The organism is Pseudomonas sp. EMN2 (assembly GCF_009650555.1).
Taxonomy (GTDB): Bacteria; Pseudomonadota; Gammaproteobacteria; order Pseudomonadales; family Pseudomonadaceae; genus Aquipseudomonas; species Aquipseudomonas sichuanensis.
In genome coordinates this window covers 104312-119688 of sequence record NZ_VZZR01000009.1, presented here as the reverse complement: position 1 = coordinate 119688, position 15377 = coordinate 104312, and the positions used below count along the sequence as shown (strand labels likewise).

Sequence of the window (15377 nt, the reverse complement as noted above, 5' to 3'; positions counted from 1 at the left end):
CTGCTCAGCATGCGGCCGCGTTGCGCCGGCAGAGTGGGATGGTGGCGTCGAACTGCATATCGAGAAGCCGCATAAACCTGACACCGACAGGAGATGAGTTTGCCAACGTTGAAAGAGTTCGCGAAACGAGTTGAAATCGCCCGAGACTTCGCACTGTGCGGGTGCGCGCTTAGCCTGGCTGGCTCGATGCTGTACGCCCTGCTGGCGCCGGCGCCAGCGATACCTGAACGCCCCGTCGTTCCTACTGGCATCCCTGTTGTCGATCTGAGCGCTCTGCCTAGTGACAGCCTGGATCTGCTGAAAAGCCGATCGCTGATCTCGGCGGATACGCTGGCAGCGGCCCGCGTCGCTGCAGCGCCCTTGGACACCAATACCACCAACCCCTAACACCAGTAGGCCGTCGATGAGCAATGTGGGACTAGTCGCACTGGGTTGGGCTGGCGCTTTGACGGTCGTCTTCCTCATCGCCTGCTGGGTTGGCGTGTTGTTGCGCCCGAACTGGAAAAGGCGTCGACACCGCCGCAAGCAAATGACAGCGCGCCGAGTTTTCGAAAAGCTGGCCACCATCCCGCACCCAGGCCAGAAGCTGGTGTACCTGCGCCAGATCGATCCGCTGGTATTTGAGGAGCTGGTGCTGGAGGCCTTCGAGCGCCGTGGGCACGAGGTTTTCAGGAGCGCCAGCTACAGTGGCGACGGAGGAGTCGACGGCCGGGTAAGCGTTCGCGGGCGACCCTACCTGGTGCAGTGCAAGCGCTACTCCAAACACATCAGCAAGCAGCATGTGCTCGCTTTTGCGGCCATTCTGGATCGCCGGCAGGTTCATGGGCTGTTCTGTCACACGGGCCGCACTGGCGAGTTCTCACGCGACTTCCACAAGCAGCATCCCTACCTGACGATCATCAGCGGGGAGAAACTCGTCAACCTGCTGACCCTACCCTCAACCTCTAGCCGGTAAATGCCGCGCCAACAGCTCTCTGCGCAGCCGTTTGGCAACGATGGCGACCGCTCCGCCCTCGTCCTTGCTTTGCCACTTGCGTCGCTCATACAGCGGCGCAGAGGCTGGCAAGCACCATGGGGAGCAATCGCCGCCGGCGAAAAGATCAAGCAGGCGCTGCTGCCTCGTTTTGAGCAGCTTCGGCGGCTTCCTTTTCCAGGAAGTGGTCGATCAGTTCGCCTTTGCGATCTGCGCCAGTCCACTTGAGGGCGTCTGACATTTTCACGAACGCGCGCGCGATCTTGTCTGTCTTGCTGATCGTCAGGGGCCGCCTCTCGACCTCCAGATTCCAGTCAGTCGCCGTTTCGCTGATCAGCTTTGCAGCCGAGATGGTGCCGCCTTTGGTGGCCAAGAGCATGTGAACCTCGTCGCGTTGGATGGAGCGTGAAAAGCACACCCCTACACCGGAAAAGCCCGCGGGAGCGGGCTGGGGTTTATGGCATGGTGATGCGATCGACTTACCTCAGGGCCCAGGTCGAGTACTCAAACAGGCTCACCGTGGCGCCGCTTTCTAACCGGACCTCCCAAACGGGTTGATCGAGTTCATCATCGGAGATCACGTCCCCCAGGACCAGCTCGCCAGTGACCTGGGAGCCGTCGTTGCTCATCAGCAGAATGCGGCGCCCCTCATCCTTCCAAGTGGGCATCGTCGCGCTCCACTCGATTGCCGGCGGGACTACTTCGGACCACCGCTCAGCACCTGAGTAGTCATCCAAACCATGGGCGAGCAGGACCCGGCCGCCTGGCTCCACTGCGTGCGTACCAGGACGAACTCTTATTGGGTCGATGAGATTTTTCATCACGCCCCTGGCTGTCCCGTCGTAGATCCGGACCAGACCTTCCTGGGCGTCAGGGTGATCAGCGCGCCACTTCGCGGCCTCGCGTTGCAAGGCTTCGATTCTGTGAAGGTGCTGGACGTATTGGCCCTGCGGCGAAACGCTTGCCTCAGGGGCCGCGGCGCCGGGTTTGTCGATTTCACCGCCGGCCGCTGTGTTACCGCCCAGGGAGGCCTTCAGCGCCTCGTACTTCTCGAGAAGTTCGCTGTAGACGGATGCCAGCACGACCAGTTCGCCAGGCGGCCAGATCCGCGGATCCCCCTTCCGGTGTGCCAGGTCGATGCGCGTCGCATAAAACTCATTTTTCCGCAGGGGGGTATTTGGCGTTGTACTCACGGGTCGGCTTCCTTCCATAGATCAGTAGGCTGGGTGATGTGGCTGGCACTGGTCAGTGATCAGGTTCGGCGGCAGCAGTCACGAAGTGGAGCTGGGCATATGCCGCATTGCATTCCCACACCTGCTTGCCGTTCTTGAAAAACCGGGCGGTCTGGCCGGACACCACCATTTTCGCCTGCGGCCAAACCTGGCCGTGGCCGTTTAGCAGCGCTCTCAACTCGGTCTTCTCTTTGGCAGTCGCGACGTAGGCGCCATCGGCGAGGCCTTTGTCTTTGCGCTTGCCTCGAGGTCGCGTATTTGCGGCACTCATGTCGCACCGCTGTCACGGTAAACGCCGTAGCTCTTGACTTTCCACGCAGTGTCCTCGTAGTTAGCTCGGCGAAGAATTGCTTCGACGGTCGAGTCCCGCGCACTCGACTCAACCAAGTCGTCGTCAGCAACGGTTATCAGCAGGCTGTCATCGCACCCGACGATAGCCATTCCGGCGCGTTTGCAGCTCAGCAATGCCTGCTCCAGCTTCTTGATGGCGTCTTTCTGGTTTTGCTTGAGCATATGCGCCCCTTATCGAATTTCTTCGTTGTCTGCTATGCGGCCCTCACGCAGTGACAAAACCGTTACGGCTGAGTAGCCGTCAGTTGATCGCTTCGCCAGGATATCCTTGAGTTCGTTCAGCTTCAGATCACTCACAAACTCGACCGCATACACCTCGCCGGGCAAGCGCTTGGACATGCGAAGCTGGCGCGCATCAGGAAGCACATCCCCCAGGCTCCGGACCAGCTCGGTTTTACTGCCTGCGCGCAGCGAGAAGGTCGACATCTTGTCGAACACACTCTGGCCACGGTACGGGGTGGGCCCGTCGAAGATCCGGGCGACCTGCACCGGCGGCGGGCCTTCCGGTGCTTTCCCTACCTCGAGCTTACCGCCTTTGGTGGAGACCAGAAACGATCCCAGCTGCACGGCCCCGATTGGGTCAATCGCTGCTGGCGCCGGCGGTAACTCCGTCACCACCACTCGGTCCTGATCGAGCGAGATCTGATACCGGTTGCCTTCGACATCGCGCGCCTCAACTGGCTGGCCCATGGTCAGCCTCGCGATAAAGCGGCGCTCTCCATCCAAGAGTTTCAGGCCTGCGCGTTTCAGTTGCTCGGTGAATGTCATGCGTCCTCGCTGTAGGGCCGGTTGCCCTGGGCAGTGATTGTGTCTGTCCGCGCAAAGTCCCGCCTAAAGCGGGCTGTCGAACACGTGGCTTTCCTGTGGCAATGAAACACCATTGAAAAGCCACTGGGATGGAACGGTTACCAGTCGTAGATCGGCAGGCCGTCAGCATACGCACCATCCGCATCAAGGCGTACCCAGCGGCTTTCGTCAATCACCTTCGAGTTCTCGTGGGCGCGCAGCCAGTTACGAATGTCCAACAGGCACTGAGGTACTGTTTCGTCACCGTCCTCGAGTAGGTCGAGGAACAAGAAGAACCCATTCGGCCAGCTGGCGCACGGACACCAGTGGGTGCCGCCCTGCGCAAGGCGTTCCGCGACCTCTGCCGTGAGGTGAGCAGTCGAGATGACGGGCATGACGCTGGTCTCGAGGCCTGGCACCGCTGGCGCGACAGCAACAACCCGCGCCTCCGCGATAACGCACTCGTCGCAGCTGTTCTTCGTCTCGACCAGGTGCGCCAGCGACTCGGTGACCATGTGCTCGACGAGATCAGCGCGCGAATCGTTGACGGTGAGGTGTAGGGTGGCAACGTAGGTTTCTGGCTGGGACATCTGAAGAATCTCACTCGGGTGGAATGAGATAAATATTACCGTCTACGGAAATTCCAAGCAATATAATATTTCCTTTATCGGCAATATTTCGATATCTGAGCGAGCCGCTCGTTCACCTCGTGAATCTCTGCCGTCTTGCGCGAAAGCAGGCTCTGGTGCACCCCCAGGGTTGCCACCAAGTTCTTTTGCTTGGCGCCATCGACAAAATGCTCGCGCAGAGCCTCCAACAACTTTTCCCCACGGAAATTCGTGCAGCTCACCAGGAAGTCGAAGTGGGTCGCGTCGACTTTGCCCGGCTCCAGGGCGGAGATCTTCCTGGTTGAGAGGTGCAGGCGGATCCGCCCGTCAAGCTCGAGAACCTCTTTCGTCTTGCGCGAAAGCATGCTCTGGTTGACCTCTAGAGTTGTCACCAGGTCCTTCTGCTGGATCTGGTCAACAAAGAACCCGCGCAGTGCCTCCACGAGCTTTCCTGGGCGAATGTTGGTGAAGCTCATCAGCAGGTCGAAGTGAGCCGGCGCTACACGGCCAGGCTCCAAAGCTGAGTACGCGGTACTCGAGGCCTGGGCGCTGGTGTTCACCGGCTTCGGCTTAAGTGCCTTACCTGGTCCAGCCTGCTCAAGCGCTGGTTTTTTTTTGGTGCTGGTCAAATTCCGCACTCCCTTACTGTCCATGGGCGGCATATTACCCTAAACGGAAATCCGTGGTTGTAGCCAAAATGCCAGATTTGGGTAAATGGGGAGCCCGCGGTTGGGTAGCGGCCGCAGCTGACAGAAGCCTCCGTGAGACAAACCGTTGATCCCAATGTAGGCGCCCAGGGACAGACCTTGCCGGATAAACTCGCCTTCACCGTCATAATCGATATCACGGATGGTGACCTCATCTGCAAGCCCAATGGCTCTGCCGGCGGCGAATGCCCACGCGGTGGCTTCAGGGTCGCTCGCCTGGACCACTGCCCGCTCCAGCGGGTGATCAGGGTGCAGCGCTAAGGCCGCCATCTCCTGGTGGATCTGTTGCATCCCTTCCATCAGGTCGCCATTGAGTAGATGGCGGAATTGCTCGGGCACGATGGCGCAGTGGCCTGCCTCGTGAAGGATGTTCGAGGCTTGCGCGGATGGGTCGACAAGCAGGCCGCCACTGGCGATCTCAACGCCGTCACTGAAACCGCTGGCGCCGGGCTTCGCTTCGACCTTCAAGCCGGCAGTCTGGAGAAAGTCGACCGTTGCCTGGGCGTGCGGGCAGTGCATCTCTATCGGCGTGGACATGATCTTTCCTTGAGCTCGGTCGTGTGCTTGGGGTTGCGATTTGCGTTCGTGTTGGCGGGCTCTGCTCGCCAGGCGGCGCATTCTAACCTTCGCCAGCGGCGCCAGTGGTAACGACGCGCTCGGAGTCGAATTCGAACACTGTTTCGCCATCCAACACATCTCGAGCGGCTAGGTGCTGGCAGATTTCGTGCGGCTTGACTGCGCTGCTGTAACTCTCCAGATAGAGCAGGACGTTCTCCAGCTTGCAGAACGGGCACGTCACCTTCGCGGTGAGATACGGGCCGATCATGTCGATCGCGGAGGATGGAGTTACCAGTTCGATTGCCATCTTATAAACGCCATTGTGTACAGGCCGGCAAGCTGGGCTTGCCGGATTAGGGGAAGGGCTGGTGGTGGCCGCCAGGGCTAAACCTGGCTCCAGCCGCGGATGCGCTCGAGCCGGTTGTTGGTCTCATGGTCGAAGTACATCTCGACCATCTCCACCTCGCCTGGTTTGAACGGGTGACGCATGCGTTCAAGGGTTCGCATCACGCCGTACAGGCGGCCACGCCTTTCCCGAACCTTCGCCTCCGTGCTGGCCTGCAGCAGGTCATTCAGCATGTTGAGTACCAGGCCATGCACTTCGTCAGGTAGTGCCACCCCCATGATGGTTGGCCCGATCAGTACTGGGCAATTTTCTGCGGCAGCGGGGTCGAACCCCACCCACTCGTCATTGGTCATCGCGCATTCGAGCGACTGGATGCACTCAACCTCGGTGTAATCCAGGTCAGACCGCGCCCATGGGATGAGATCGAAGTCCTCCATGGCATCCAGGTCGATCCCTTCGTCATAGAACGAAGTCTTGAGCTCGCCCTCGACCAGTAGCGCAACCTCACCCTGCCCCAGCATTAGGGCCATCCCTGGCTTCGCGGCGAGCCGGTAGCGCAGAGCCTGAACGGCATCAGCGAAGCAGGCGAAGCGGATGGCGATCGCAGGATTGTGCAGCACGGACAGGCTGCCGGCCTGATCGGCGCCATTGTTGTTCGGGTTCTGCTCTGCTTGGTCTGGGGTGCTAGTGGTCATGTGTCGAACTCCTTGGGTGTGGCCTCAGTATACAGATATCTACATACCAATCAAATACTTTCGCGCAGTGCGAATATATTTGCGTCGGATGATTTCCCTTGATACTGTATATACACATTCAACAGCGCTAGCCGCAGAATCGGAGCACACAACATGTCCCTGCCGCCCTCCTCCCCAGGCGTCGCGCTCACCGACCAAGTCTCGGAAATGCTTGCGCGCAACGCTGTAGTCGCCATTGGAGTGAGCGGCGGCAAGGACAGTGATGCCTGCGCCATCGCCACCAGTGAGTACCTGGATTCCATCGGTCATACCGGCCCTCGCCTTCTCGTGCATAGCGACCTGGGCATGGTGGAGTGGCGGCAGAGCGAGGCTAAGTGTGACGAGCTCGCAAAAGCGCTCGGCTGGGAGTTGGTTATCGTGCGCCGCGCAGCTGGTGGTCTCATGGAGCGCTGGGAAAGCCGTTGGGCCTCAAACGTGCGCCGCTACAGCGATATGGAGTGCGTCAAGCTGATCTTGCCCTGGAGCACCCCAAGCCTTCGCTTCTGCACCAGCGAACTCAAAAGCGCCGTGATTGCCAGCTACCTGAAAAAGCGCTTCAAGGGGCAGGAGATCATCAACGTCACCGGCATTCGCCGCCAGGAGAGCGCCAGCCGACGCAAAGCTGATGTCTCCAAGCTCGACCCCCGCCTCAGCTGGAAAGGCGTGAACGGGATTACCTGGAACTCGGTGATCGAGTGGACTATCGACGAGGTGAAAGCATCCATCGCCCGTCGTGGGTTGGAGCTGCATGAGGCATATACCCGCTGGGGTGTTTCGCGAGTGAGTTGCGTCATGTGCGTGATGTCCTCGGCTGCCGACCTGCGCGCCTCCGCGGCCTGCCCAGAGAACCATGACGTGTACCGCCGTATGGTCTCGCTGGAGGCCGACTCCACATTCGCTTTCCAGTCGAACAACTGGCTTGGCGATGTAGCCCCCCACGTGCTGGGTGACGAGCTGCTGGCGCGCCATGCGGCTGCCAAGGAGGCTGCGCGCCGTCGGGAGATCGCCGAGGCGCGAATCCCGTCCGGCCTCGAGTACCAGAAAGGATGGCCAACTCGCCGGCCAACCTACAGCGAAGCCCAGATCATCGCCGAGGTCCGCCTTGAGGTGGCCGACGCGGTTCACTTGGGCTCGATCAACTACACCAGCGCTGCGAGCGTGCTGGAGCGCTACGACGAGTTGCTGGCGGCCAAGCTGGAAAAGACCCCTGCACAAGTCATCCAGCTTCCAGGCCAGCCCCAGCTCGAGCAGCTGCAACTTGGCTGGTAACGCCACTCAACTCAAGGCGCCATCAATGGACACTTACACCCTGCCCGCCTGGGCGAAACCCTACACCGATGGGCAGAAGATTGGCTTCGCGCAGGGAATGGCGGCCTACGCCGACTACTACGGAGTCGACGGAGCGGCGGACCTCGACCCTGTCGTCGAGGAGCGGCTGCCGCTCCTCCCGCCGCCGATGATCTCCTACGCCAGCCGAACCGGCACCCGGCGAAATCTGGACGCCATGCGTGCAGCTGGGTGGCGGCTGTTGGTTTCAGCCAAGGGCGTGCTGCGTACCGAGGGGATGCGGTACGCCATCGACAATGGGGCATGGACTGCCTTCCAACAAGGAGAGCGTTTCGACGAGGTGGCCTTCGGCCGCGTGGTGGAGAAACTGGGCGAAGGCGCAGACTGGATCGTCGTGCCGGACATCGTTTGCGGCGGCATGGAGTCCTTGGAGTACTCGCTCAAATGGCTGGAGCGGCTCAAGGGCATCCCGACTCGCCTGTTGGTCGCGGTGCAGAACGGCATGATTCCCGATGATGTCCGAGAGCTGCTCTCCCCCACTACGGGCCTCTTCATTGGTGGCGACACAGTGTTCAAGCTGTCCTCACTTGACGCCTGGTCGAAGCTCGCCAGGCGGCGCAACTGCTACCTGCATGTCGGCCGAGTGAACAGCGCCAAGCGCATCGGTATCTGCGCAGCAGCTGGTGTGAACTCGTTCGACGGCACCAGCGTGACGCGCTTTGCGAAAACCATCGACCGGCTGGACGCAGCGCTGGTGCATCACTCGCGGACCCAGCACGACCTTTTCAACCCCGCCAGCATGAGCCTCGACGAGATCTCATTCGACTGCAACTGATCAACTGGCCGGCGCTGGCGTTGCCGGCCCGCTCACCCATACCGAGGAAGACTAGAGTGGACGAACACAACATCGACAAGGACGCGCTTCGCGGTGAGGTGCAGAACCTCGCCGCCCAGATCGAGGAGGCAGCCGGGGCTCAGGCGCTGCTCATCCCCACCAAAGCTGCCCAGGCGCTGCGCGCATTGCTCGCGATCATGGTTCCCGACCGGCACGGCCTGACAACCGCAGCCGGCTACCACGATGCGGTCTCCGATTCGTGGAAGGTCGACCTGGCCGAGCGCGGCAGCGACGAAACGGAAGCTCGCCTTCACGCCGAGAGCAAGGTGGTCGAGCACCTCAACTACGCAAACGACATGCGCCGCATGGCCCAGGGTGAACGCCCCCTGAGCTGCCCCACCTGGTTCGCTGAAGCGCTGCCAGAAGTTGCAACGCCGGCGAACCGAGACGGGAAATCCCGGCGCTCGCTGCCGAGCACCCGCATGGTGACCTGGCAACTAATCGACACGGCGCTAACAGCACTTCTGCCCCCTGATGAGCGCGGCAAGGTCTGCAATCAGCTGGCTTCCTTGCTGGCGCCCGTACCAGGGCCGCAGCTACTCAACCCTTGCAACTGCGGGGCGGTCAACAACTTCCAAGTCGGTCGGTGCGGGGGGGATTCCATGGCATTCAGCCTGACCTGCAAGCAGTGTGGGAAGTCAGTGCAGGCCTTCAGCCGTGATGCACTGAGCTCAAACTGGAATCTCGCCAACCAAAAGCACGCCATGGAGCGGTCAGCATGAACAGCAACCGAGTGAACGTCCTCATCCAGCTCAGCGACCAGCAGCAGGCGGACCTGCTCCGCTTCTGTGAAACCTGCGACGATGGGGAGGCCTACGATGTACCCAACGAGCGCCTGGCCTCGCTCGCAGGTGTCGGTGTAGTCCGCGCGTGCGGCCCCAATCGCTTTGCAATCACTGATGCCGGCGTGGCAACCATCATGTCTCTGCGCGCCAGTCATGGCGAGTTGGCGATGGCACCTGCGTTTCACGAAGACCTTCGAAGTGCCATCTCGATGATGGGCATTTGCCAGAAGACCGAGGGTGCCCAAGCGCTCATCGCGGCATGTGAAAAGGCGGTGGCCACCCAGCACCAGGCAGATGCGATCTTTGCTGAGCTCGAGGCGACGAGAGCCCAGGTGCAGGACCTGAAGCTGTCGCTTGGCGTCGCCCATGCTGGCTCCAAGCAGATTGCCGCCTCTCTGAAGCGCGTCGTTGAGTTGGCCAAGCCCGAGAACCCCAATGCCGAGCCTGAACTGGCAGATGCCTGCACACGAGGTGAATACGCCCTGTCGATGGGAGGCGCTGCCGCTGCGCTGGATTACACCGAGCAGATGCACAACGGCTTGGCGGCCATGGGCGGCCTGATAGACGAGGTGCTGGCGGCCTTTCAACTTGAGGCCAATGGCTCGTGCCTCAACCCTGGCCGCGACTTCATCCGCCCGTGGTCTGCAAAGGTCGCCGGCCTGCGGCAACAGTTTGCGGATTTGCATCTGGGCGTTCCTGGGCCATCGATTGCGCAGTTGATGGATCAGCAATCCAGCTGAAATTAGGGCAAAAAAAAGTCGAGCAGCTGCTCGACTTTTTCATGTAGGGGAAGCCAACGGAAGAGTACTTCCACGCACCGCTAGGGCAGCCCTATCGACTTCGATGGGGAGAATATCAGCAGGGCTTTAGATTTCCAAGGCAGTAGATTGAAGATGCATTTGAAATATCGTTGACCGTTCCGTTTAACGGAACTAGAATGGCGGCATAACCCAACAAAACAAGGCTTTCCGTCAATGAGCATTGAACTTCGACTCCATATCGCCGCCCTCGCAGCCGCGGAGGCTCTGTCCTTGATGGCCAAGAAAGCTGGCGTTCAACCCAAGGACATCCTCGATGTTGTCCTGGCCGATCCTGAGGGGAACACCGCCCGCTATTTCGGCGATCTGGTCAAGGTCGCTATTCGCGAAGTGCCCGCGCTTCTCACCGCTTAACTCTCGCCCGGTTCGCCGGGCGCATCCCCCGCTTTCAGTGATCAACGCCGCCCTGGCGAGGCCCAGCTATGACCGCGTTCCAGAAAAAACAACCGCTCGACTTCAACACTCAGTTCGCCTTGTCCCTGAACGAGGACGACGACGCCATCATCATCGATCTGTTCGCCGGCGGTGGCGGGGCCAGCACGGGCCTGGAGATCGGCCTTGGGCGCAAGGTGGCCGTGGCCATCAATCACAACCCCAAAGCAATCAGCATGCACACGGTCAATCACCCGCATGCTAAGCACTACACGACCGATGTATGGGGTGTATGCCCACTAGAGGCAGCAGCTGGGCGTGTAGTCGGCTGGCTTCACGCATCCCCCGATTGCCGTCACTTCAGCCAGGCCAAGGGTGGGCAAGCTCGAAAGGAGGAGATTCGCGACCTCAGCTGGGTGGTGATCAAATACGCTGGCAAGCTGCGAAAGCTTAACCAGGGGCCATGGGTAGTGAGCTTGGAGAACGTGAAGCAGATCCAGCAATGGGGCCCGCTGATCGCCAAGCGCGACAAGATCAGCGGGCGGGTGATCAAACTGGATGGTACCGTGGCGGCCGTAGGCGAACGCGTGCCGCGCCAGGATCAGTTCCTTGTACCCGACCCCAAGCGAAAGGGCCGCACTTGGCTCCACTTCGTGTCCGCGCTGCGTCACCTCGGTTACAACGTCAACTACTGGGTGGAGCGCAACTGCGACTACGGCGATCCAACGACCCGCGAACGTCTGTACATGGTGGCCACCGCCGACGGCATGGAACCAGTGCTACCGGAGAAAACCCACGCGGCCAAACCGGCAAAAGGCCAGAAGCCACACCGCACCGCGGCCGAGTGCCTGGACTTCAGCGACCTGGGCACCTCGATATTCGAGCGCAAGAAACCCCTGGTACGAAAAACCCTGCAGCGTCTGGCAAAAGGCGTTGTGCGCGAGGTGGTTGAGAAAGCCCAGCCGTTCATGGTGCCTGCTACTCATGCCGGCGATACCCGCATCTACAGCGTTGACGGCCAGTTCCCGACGATTACTGCGGCCCAGCGCGGCGAGTTGATGATGGCCAGCCCGGTGCTGGCGCCATTCCTCACCGAGCACGCCAACGGGTCTCGGCAGCGCGTCATGCCAGCTGATGCGTCGATCCCGACCATCTGCGCTCAGGTCAAGGGCGGACACTTCTCGCTAGTGGCGCCTGTTCTCGTGCAATGCAATGGCGGCAAGAACACTACTGCGGCCCACAGCGTGCGCAAGGCGGTCAGCACGATCACGACGGCCGGCAGCCAGCAGCAACTAGCCGCGGCTCACCTGGTGCACTTCCGCGGTAACTGTGACGCCCGCGCGGTACCTGAGCCCCTGCGCACACTCAGCGCCGGAGGCACGCACCATGGGTTGGCTGTCAGCGATCTCGCCCAGGCGCCTCTGAGCGAGGAGCACATCAAGGGCGCCAAGCGTGTGGCCGAGTTCCTGATCCGCTATCACCACACCGGCTGGCATGGGGATTCGGTTGAGGCATACCTCGAGACAATCTCCATTGATGACCTTCTTGCGCTCGTAACGGTGTGGATCGACGGCACCCCATGGCTGATCGTCGACCTGCGCATGCGCATGCTGCGCCCTCGCGAGCTCTATCTGGCCCAGGGTTTCCCCTACTCGTACAACATCACCCACGGCCATGACGGGGAAAAATTCACTATCACCGAGCAAACCCATATGTGCGGCAACAGTGTCAGCCCAGGGACGATGGCGGCCTTCGCCCGCGCCAACGACCCGTGGAAGTACCGCCGACTGATCAGCGAACGCGACCAGGTGGCGGCATGAAACACGGCAAGCCTCAAAAGGACGTGCTCGACCTAATGACCAAGGACGAGCTGGTTGCCTGGGTTCGAGAGAACTGCCTTTTCCGGCAGCCGAAAATGAGCGAGCTGCTGTATCAGCGCTGGCAGAAGCAATCAGAGGAAGTCATCGAGGCACGCCGAACAGAAAGGCACGCACTGGATGGGATCGACCTCAAAGAGCGCGACAGGCTGGCCACACTTTTCAACCAGACCGAAAGCGCTGTCGAGCGCCTTCGCATCCTGGAGCAGATGGAGCCCTACGAGAAAGCGCTTAAGGAGCACATGAAGCGCTATCAAGCGCTTGACCGAAAGCAGGCTCGGATAGACGCCCTGTACGAACAAATCGACGTAGAACGCCAAAAGGAAATGCGCTCATGACCACAGAAGCCCGATCCAGCAACACCGATATGATAAGCGTGCAAGCAACAATCGAAGCTCTTGAAGAAGCGCATGCCGGCGACGGCGCGCTTGTCTTCATGAATGACGCTGCTCAGTTTCTGCGCCAGTTCAAAGATCAGGCAGCCGAGCAGCACCAGGGCGATCTTCCCATCTTCGCGAACAAGGTCATCAGCAAGCTGAAGCGCTTCCGGGATTGCGCCGAAGATGGCCAGGGCGCGGATATCGGTCGCCAGTGGTTCGACACCCTCGTGCAGCTGGGTCTGCTCCATCGAGTCCAGCGGAGCCCGGCGATGTGGGAGATCACCTGCGAGGGTGATGCACTGCTCGAAGGCCATGCTGGCCAGGAGAAGAAATCATGAGCGGAGTCCATCGCTACAAAGCTGTGCAGCTACTTTCCATGGGTGGTGGGCACATCGATTACGATCCGCACGGCCCTGACGTTGTCATGGCTGCTGCATACGATGAACTACTCGCCCAGTTGGCGGGCACCGTCGCGCCCGTGCACCCGGATGACGCAGCAGTCGACCGCTTTGCTGCTGCGATGAAGGCCAAGCTGGCCAAGTCGCGGGAGAAAGGCCGGGGCGGCTGGGATGACACGACCACCAGCAGCGCCGAGAACCTGGCCGCCCTGTTCATTGAGCACATACCGAAGGGCAACGCGGGCAACTTCGAAGACCTGGCCAACCTGTGCATGATGCTGCACCAGCGCGGTGAGCGCCCCAAAGTTCTAGCGGATGCCTTCCATCACAAGCAGCAGGGCATGGTCAGCCTGCCCCTGGACTTGGCCAGAAACATCGAAATGTCATGGCGCTGCTCTAATGAGTTCAGCGAAATGGCGAATGATGCCATCGGTGCTGGTCTGACCGCGTTGCGGGAGATCCTGCGCCGTGACGCCCCGTGCGAGTGGTGCAACGATAAAGGCTTCTACAAGGCCCTGAGTGGTGGTGATGTCCGGTGCCGTTGTGGTGCGCCAATTCGTTTCCCCAAGGCTGAGGATGGCCAGGTGACCGGCGTATGACATACAACCACGACGACTTGAAAGCGACTGCCCTGGCCTGCGACGCAACACGCTGCGCGGATCAGGCTGAAGAGGAACGCCGCCTGGCTGAGTTCTACAGTGAATGCACTCCTGAGGTAGTGCTGGCCCTGATCGGAGAAGTTGAGCGCCTGAAAGGCCTGATGCCCGAGGCGCCACCGCGGCCACCAGCTGGCCAAGGCTTGCCGCGCTACGGCCTTCGCTGGAACGGCCCGACTCTGCCGTTGGCAGTTCCCATGGACGATGGCTACTGGACGCCTTGGCACCTGGCCCAGGAGGCGTGCCGATGACTGTCTACGTCGACAACATGAAAGCCAGCTTCGGGCGCATGAAAATGTGCCACATGGTGGCCGACTCTCGGGAAGAGTTGCTGGCAATGGCCGATAAGATCGGTGTGCAGCGCAAGTGGCTGCAATACCCTGGCAACTGGATGGAGCACTTCGACATCGCCATGAGCAAGCGCGCGCTGGCAGTGCAGGCCGGCGCCGTCGAGATCGACGCGACTCAGCTTGCATCCATGTGCCGACGCCGCCAGGTCACCGGCGAACTCGGCTCTCCGGTTGACGCGATTGAGTGGCGGGAGGGCCAGCCCTCCACGCACGAACAGCAAAACGGAACAACACCAGCAGGTGCGCCTGCGCCAAAGAATCAAGAGGGCTATCAGCTGTGAGCGAAAACAATGAAGTCGCCCCCGAAGCTGCTTGCGGCTATTCGGTCGGCGATTGGGAATGCCGCCCTGGCGGGTACCTGTTCGATGCCGGCACCGGCGAGGGTTACGATCCGCAAGACTGCTCGCACTTGTGCCCACATTGCCGCACGCAAGATTTCCTCGAATCCGCCAAGGAAGAGGCAGAGTCCGTCTCTACCTATGGCGGCACCGGGGGAAGTGGAACAGGCCTAGACATTTGGATGGCGGCCGAGCGACAGGCTTTGAAGGCAAACCGACCTGCCGCGCTCAAGGTCCTGGCCAGTCTTGGTCCTGTACAAGCCTTGGATGGCGACGAAGTTGTGCTGTGCAACACGCAGCAGGTGCAGCCATGACCATCGACAAAATACAAATCAAGGCCTTGGCTGAACACGTGACCACCGATCGCCGGTTCTGTGCAGACGAGTACCACAGAGAGCTTGCAACCGGTGCACAGGCCCTGCTCGAGGAGGTCGAACGGCTTGGCGAAGCTGTGCGGATCGAGAAAGCACGCGGCGAACTTCTGAACGACGCACGCACTCAAGCTGAGGAGTTGCAATGGGCGGCCGAGCGGAAGCTGGCCGACCGTGAAGCTCTGCTGGACCTGCTGAAAGTGAAGCTAGCCTATACGCCGCAGAAGCATCTGGTAGAGATGATCGACCAGGCGCAAGCGTCATCCCCGCCTGCCGCCGGGCAGGCTTACCGGTTACTGACGGCAGTGGATGTGATCGATCGGGCAGACGAGTACCTGGACGACAACGCGACCACCTGGCTACCAGCCGGGCCCGACCTGTTCGTGGGTAGGTTCTACAGCCCAGGCGCAATGGTTCCTATTCGCCGGCGCGTAGTTCAATAACCGGGTAGTACCTCGATGGATGTCTGACCGGGCAGACAGGGGCGGTAGAAATTAGCGTTGACAGTTCCTTTAAACGGAACAACAATGGCGCCACTACTACTTCCCCGCCCGG

Annotated in this window: 25 protein-coding genes; 15 read left to right on the top strand and 10 right to left on the bottom strand. The window is 60.7% G+C overall.

Features of this window, described 5'->3' with window-relative positions; all coding sequences use genetic code 11:
* The first annotated feature begins 99 nt into the window (after positions 1 to 99).
* Complete coding sequence (locus F6X61_RS03010) at positions 100 to 387, top strand: hypothetical protein (RefSeq protein WP_153785325.1); 288 nt, start codon at positions 100 to 102, stop codon at positions 385 to 387.
* 16 nt (positions 388 to 403) lie between these two features.
* Positions 404 to 955: a restriction endonuclease gene (locus F6X61_RS03005; protein ID WP_153785324.1), complete on the top strand. Its 552-nt coding sequence runs from the start codon at positions 404 to 406 to the stop codon at positions 953 to 955.
* A gap of 145 nt (positions 956 to 1100) precedes the next feature.
* Here F6X61_RS03005 and F6X61_RS03000 read toward each other — a convergent pair whose 3' ends face one another.
* The 10 genes from F6X61_RS03000 to F6X61_RS02955 form a co-directional block, all read right to left on the bottom strand.
* Complete coding sequence (locus F6X61_RS03000) at positions 1101 to 1352, bottom strand: hypothetical protein (protein WP_153785323.1); 252 nt, start codon at positions 1350 to 1352, stop codon at positions 1101 to 1103.
* Positions 1353 to 1452: 100 nt separating this feature from the next.
* Positions 1453 to 2166 (bottom strand): hypothetical protein, encoded by a 714-nt coding sequence (locus F6X61_RS02995; protein ID WP_153785322.1) that lies wholly within the window; start codon positions 2164 to 2166, stop codon positions 1453 to 1455.
* 52 nt (positions 2167 to 2218) lie between these two features.
* Entirely contained in the window at positions 2219 to 2476 is a 258-nt protein-coding gene (locus F6X61_RS02990; RefSeq protein ID WP_153785321.1) for a hypothetical protein, read from the bottom strand.
* A complete protein-coding gene (locus F6X61_RS02985; RefSeq protein ID WP_153785320.1) occupies positions 2473 to 2718 on the bottom strand; it encodes a hypothetical protein in 246 nt (81 codons plus the stop codon). Before F6X61_RS02985 ends, F6X61_RS02990 begins: the two co-directional genes overlap by 4 nt.
* A gap of 9 nt (positions 2719 to 2727) precedes the next feature.
* On the bottom strand, positions 2728 to 3324 hold the full coding sequence (locus F6X61_RS02980; RefSeq protein ID WP_153785319.1) for a hypothetical protein: 597 nt from the start codon (positions 3322 to 3324) through the stop codon (positions 2728 to 2730).
* Positions 3325 to 3461: 137 nt separating this feature from the next.
* Positions 3462 to 3932 (bottom strand): hypothetical protein, encoded by a 471-nt coding sequence (locus F6X61_RS02975; RefSeq protein ID WP_153785318.1) that lies wholly within the window; start codon positions 3930 to 3932, stop codon positions 3462 to 3464.
* Between the two features lie 74 nt (positions 3933 to 4006).
* Complete coding sequence (locus F6X61_RS26920; RefSeq protein ID WP_178125753.1) at positions 4007 to 4579, bottom strand: PapB/FocB family fimbrial expression transcriptional regulator; 573 nt, start codon at positions 4577 to 4579, stop codon at positions 4007 to 4009.
* 39 nt (positions 4580 to 4618) lie between these two features.
* Complete coding sequence (locus F6X61_RS02965) at positions 4619 to 5194, bottom strand: hypothetical protein (protein WP_256671270.1); 576 nt, start codon at positions 5192 to 5194, stop codon at positions 4619 to 4621.
* An 82-nt stretch (positions 5195 to 5276) separates the two neighbouring features.
* Positions 5277 to 5522, bottom strand: coding sequence for a hypothetical protein (locus F6X61_RS02960; RefSeq protein ID WP_153785317.1), 246 nt, complete (start codon positions 5520 to 5522; stop codon positions 5277 to 5279).
* Positions 5523 to 5599: 77 nt separating this feature from the next.
* Positions 5600 to 6256 carry a hypothetical protein gene (locus F6X61_RS02955; RefSeq protein WP_153785316.1) on the bottom strand — a complete coding sequence of 219 codons (657 nt, stop codon included), beginning with the start codon at positions 6254 to 6256 and terminating at the stop codon, positions 5600 to 5602.
* A 153-nt stretch (positions 6257 to 6409) separates the two neighbouring features.
* On the opposite strand from F6X61_RS02955, the gene F6X61_RS02950 reads away from it, so the two are divergent.
* From F6X61_RS02950 to F6X61_RS27090, 13 genes are all read left to right on the top strand, one after another.
* Positions 6410 to 7564, top strand: a complete 1155-nt coding sequence (locus tag F6X61_RS02950) for a phosphoadenosine phosphosulfate reductase family protein (RefSeq protein WP_153785315.1) — start codon at positions 6410 to 6412, stop codon at positions 7562 to 7564.
* A gap of 25 nt (positions 7565 to 7589) precedes the next feature.
* Complete coding sequence (locus F6X61_RS02945) at positions 7590 to 8417, top strand: hypothetical protein (RefSeq protein ID WP_153785314.1); 828 nt, start codon at positions 7590 to 7592, stop codon at positions 8415 to 8417.
* Between the two features lie 56 nt (positions 8418 to 8473).
* Positions 8474 to 9199: a hypothetical protein gene (locus F6X61_RS02940; RefSeq protein ID WP_153785313.1), complete on the top strand. Its 726-nt coding sequence runs from the start codon at positions 8474 to 8476 to the stop codon at positions 9197 to 9199.
* Positions 9196 to 10002, top strand: a complete 807-nt coding sequence (locus F6X61_RS02935; RefSeq protein WP_153785312.1) for a hypothetical protein — start codon at positions 9196 to 9198, stop codon at positions 10000 to 10002. The genes F6X61_RS02940 and F6X61_RS02935 overlap by 4 nt, the downstream gene beginning before the upstream one ends.
* Positions 10003 to 10236: 234 nt before the next feature.
* A complete protein-coding gene (locus F6X61_RS02930; protein ID WP_153785311.1) occupies positions 10237 to 10434 on the top strand; it encodes a hypothetical protein in 198 nt (65 codons plus the stop codon).
* 68 nt (positions 10435 to 10502) lie between these two features.
* A complete protein-coding gene (locus F6X61_RS02925) occupies positions 10503 to 12272 on the top strand; it encodes a DNA cytosine methyltransferase (RefSeq protein WP_153785310.1) in 1770 nt (589 codons plus the stop codon).
* Positions 12269 to 12667, top strand: coding sequence for a hypothetical protein (locus F6X61_RS02920; RefSeq protein ID WP_153785309.1), 399 nt, complete (start codon positions 12269 to 12271; stop codon positions 12665 to 12667). Before F6X61_RS02925 ends, F6X61_RS02920 begins: the two co-directional genes overlap by 4 nt.
* Positions 12664 to 13047 carry a hypothetical protein gene (locus F6X61_RS02915; protein WP_153785308.1) on the top strand — a complete coding sequence of 128 codons (384 nt, stop codon included), beginning with the start codon at positions 12664 to 12666 and terminating at the stop codon, positions 13045 to 13047. Before F6X61_RS02920 ends, F6X61_RS02915 begins: the two co-directional genes overlap by 4 nt.
* Entirely contained in the window at positions 13044 to 13706 is a 663-nt protein-coding gene (locus F6X61_RS26915) for a hypothetical protein (protein WP_178125752.1), read from the top strand. The genes F6X61_RS02915 and F6X61_RS26915 overlap by 4 nt, the downstream gene beginning before the upstream one ends.
* The gene (locus tag F6X61_RS26910) at positions 13703 to 14014 is read left to right on the top strand and encodes a hypothetical protein (protein ID WP_178125751.1); all 312 of its coding nucleotides are present in this window, start codon (positions 13703 to 13705) and stop codon (positions 14012 to 14014) included. The genes F6X61_RS26915 and F6X61_RS26910 overlap by 4 nt, the downstream gene beginning before the upstream one ends.
* The gene (locus F6X61_RS02900; RefSeq protein WP_153785307.1) at positions 14011 to 14394 is read left to right on the top strand and encodes a DUF4031 domain-containing protein; all 384 of its coding nucleotides are present in this window, start codon (positions 14011 to 14013) and stop codon (positions 14392 to 14394) included. The genes F6X61_RS26910 and F6X61_RS02900 overlap by 4 nt, the downstream gene beginning before the upstream one ends.
* Positions 14391 to 14765: a hypothetical protein gene (locus F6X61_RS02895; RefSeq protein ID WP_153785306.1), complete on the top strand. Its 375-nt coding sequence runs from the start codon at positions 14391 to 14393 to the stop codon at positions 14763 to 14765. Before F6X61_RS02900 ends, F6X61_RS02895 begins: the two co-directional genes overlap by 4 nt.
* Positions 14762 to 15265 carry a hypothetical protein gene (locus F6X61_RS27090; RefSeq protein ID WP_218575526.1) on the top strand — a complete coding sequence of 168 codons (504 nt, stop codon included), beginning with the start codon at positions 14762 to 14764 and terminating at the stop codon, positions 15263 to 15265. Before F6X61_RS02895 ends, F6X61_RS27090 begins: the two co-directional genes overlap by 4 nt.
* Positions 15266 to 15377 lie beyond the last annotated feature (112 nt).

What these genes read in the sequence shown, in the direction of transcription:
- F6X61_RS03005 (WP_153785324.1), top strand. Translation starts at nt 404, where the DNA reads ATGAGCAATGTGGGACTAGTCGCACTGGGTTGGGCTGGCGCTTTGACG.
- F6X61_RS03000 (WP_153785323.1), bottom strand. Translation starts at nt 1,352, where the DNA reads ATGCTCTTGGCCACCAAAGGCGGCACCATCTCGGCTGCAAAGCTGATC.
- F6X61_RS02990 (WP_153785321.1), bottom strand. Translation starts at nt 2,476, where the DNA reads ATGAGTGCCGCAAATACGCGACCTCGAGGCAAGCGCAAAGACAAAGGC.
- F6X61_RS02985 (WP_153785320.1), bottom strand. Translation starts at nt 2,718, where the DNA reads ATGCTCAAGCAAAACCAGAAAGACGCCATCAAGAAGCTGGAGCAGGCA.
- F6X61_RS02980 (WP_153785319.1), bottom strand. Translation starts at nt 3,324, where the DNA reads ATGACATTCACCGAGCAACTGAAACGCGCAGGCCTGAAACTCTTGGAT.
- F6X61_RS02975 (WP_153785318.1), bottom strand. Translation starts at nt 3,932, where the DNA reads ATGTCCCAGCCAGAAACCTACGTTGCCACCCTACACCTCACCGTCAAC.
- F6X61_RS02965 (WP_256671270.1), bottom strand. Translation starts at nt 5,194, where the DNA reads ATGTCCACGCCGATAGAGATGCACTGCCCGCACGCCCAGGCAACGGTC.
- F6X61_RS02960 (WP_153785317.1), bottom strand. Translation starts at nt 5,522, where the DNA reads ATGGCAATCGAACTGGTAACTCCATCCTCCGCGATCGACATGATCGGC.
- F6X61_RS02955 (WP_153785316.1), bottom strand. Translation starts at nt 6,256, where the DNA reads ATGACCACTAGCACCCCAGACCAAGCAGAGCAGAACCCGAACAACAAT.
- F6X61_RS02950 (WP_153785315.1), top strand. Translation starts at nt 6,410, where the DNA reads ATGTCCCTGCCGCCCTCCTCCCCAGGCGTCGCGCTCACCGACCAAGTC.
- F6X61_RS02945 (WP_153785314.1), top strand. Translation starts at nt 7,590, where the DNA reads ATGGACACTTACACCCTGCCCGCCTGGGCGAAACCCTACACCGATGGG.
- F6X61_RS02935 (WP_153785312.1), top strand. Translation starts at nt 9,196, where the DNA reads ATGAACAGCAACCGAGTGAACGTCCTCATCCAGCTCAGCGACCAGCAG.
- F6X61_RS02930 (WP_153785311.1), top strand. Translation starts at nt 10,237, where the DNA reads ATGAGCATTGAACTTCGACTCCATATCGCCGCCCTCGCAGCCGCGGAG.
- F6X61_RS02925 (WP_153785310.1), top strand. Translation starts at nt 10,503, where the DNA reads ATGACCGCGTTCCAGAAAAAACAACCGCTCGACTTCAACACTCAGTTC.
- F6X61_RS02920 (WP_153785309.1), top strand. Translation starts at nt 12,269, where the DNA reads ATGAAACACGGCAAGCCTCAAAAGGACGTGCTCGACCTAATGACCAAG.
- F6X61_RS02915 (WP_153785308.1), top strand. Translation starts at nt 12,664, where the DNA reads ATGACCACAGAAGCCCGATCCAGCAACACCGATATGATAAGCGTGCAA.
- F6X61_RS26915 (WP_178125752.1), top strand. Translation starts at nt 13,044, where the DNA reads ATGAGCGGAGTCCATCGCTACAAAGCTGTGCAGCTACTTTCCATGGGT.
- F6X61_RS26910 (WP_178125751.1), top strand. Translation starts at nt 13,703, where the DNA reads ATGACATACAACCACGACGACTTGAAAGCGACTGCCCTGGCCTGCGAC.
- F6X61_RS02900 (WP_153785307.1), top strand. Translation starts at nt 14,011, where the DNA reads ATGACTGTCTACGTCGACAACATGAAAGCCAGCTTCGGGCGCATGAAA.
- F6X61_RS27090 (WP_218575526.1), top strand. Translation starts at nt 14,762, where the DNA reads ATGACCATCGACAAAATACAAATCAAGGCCTTGGCTGAACACGTGACC.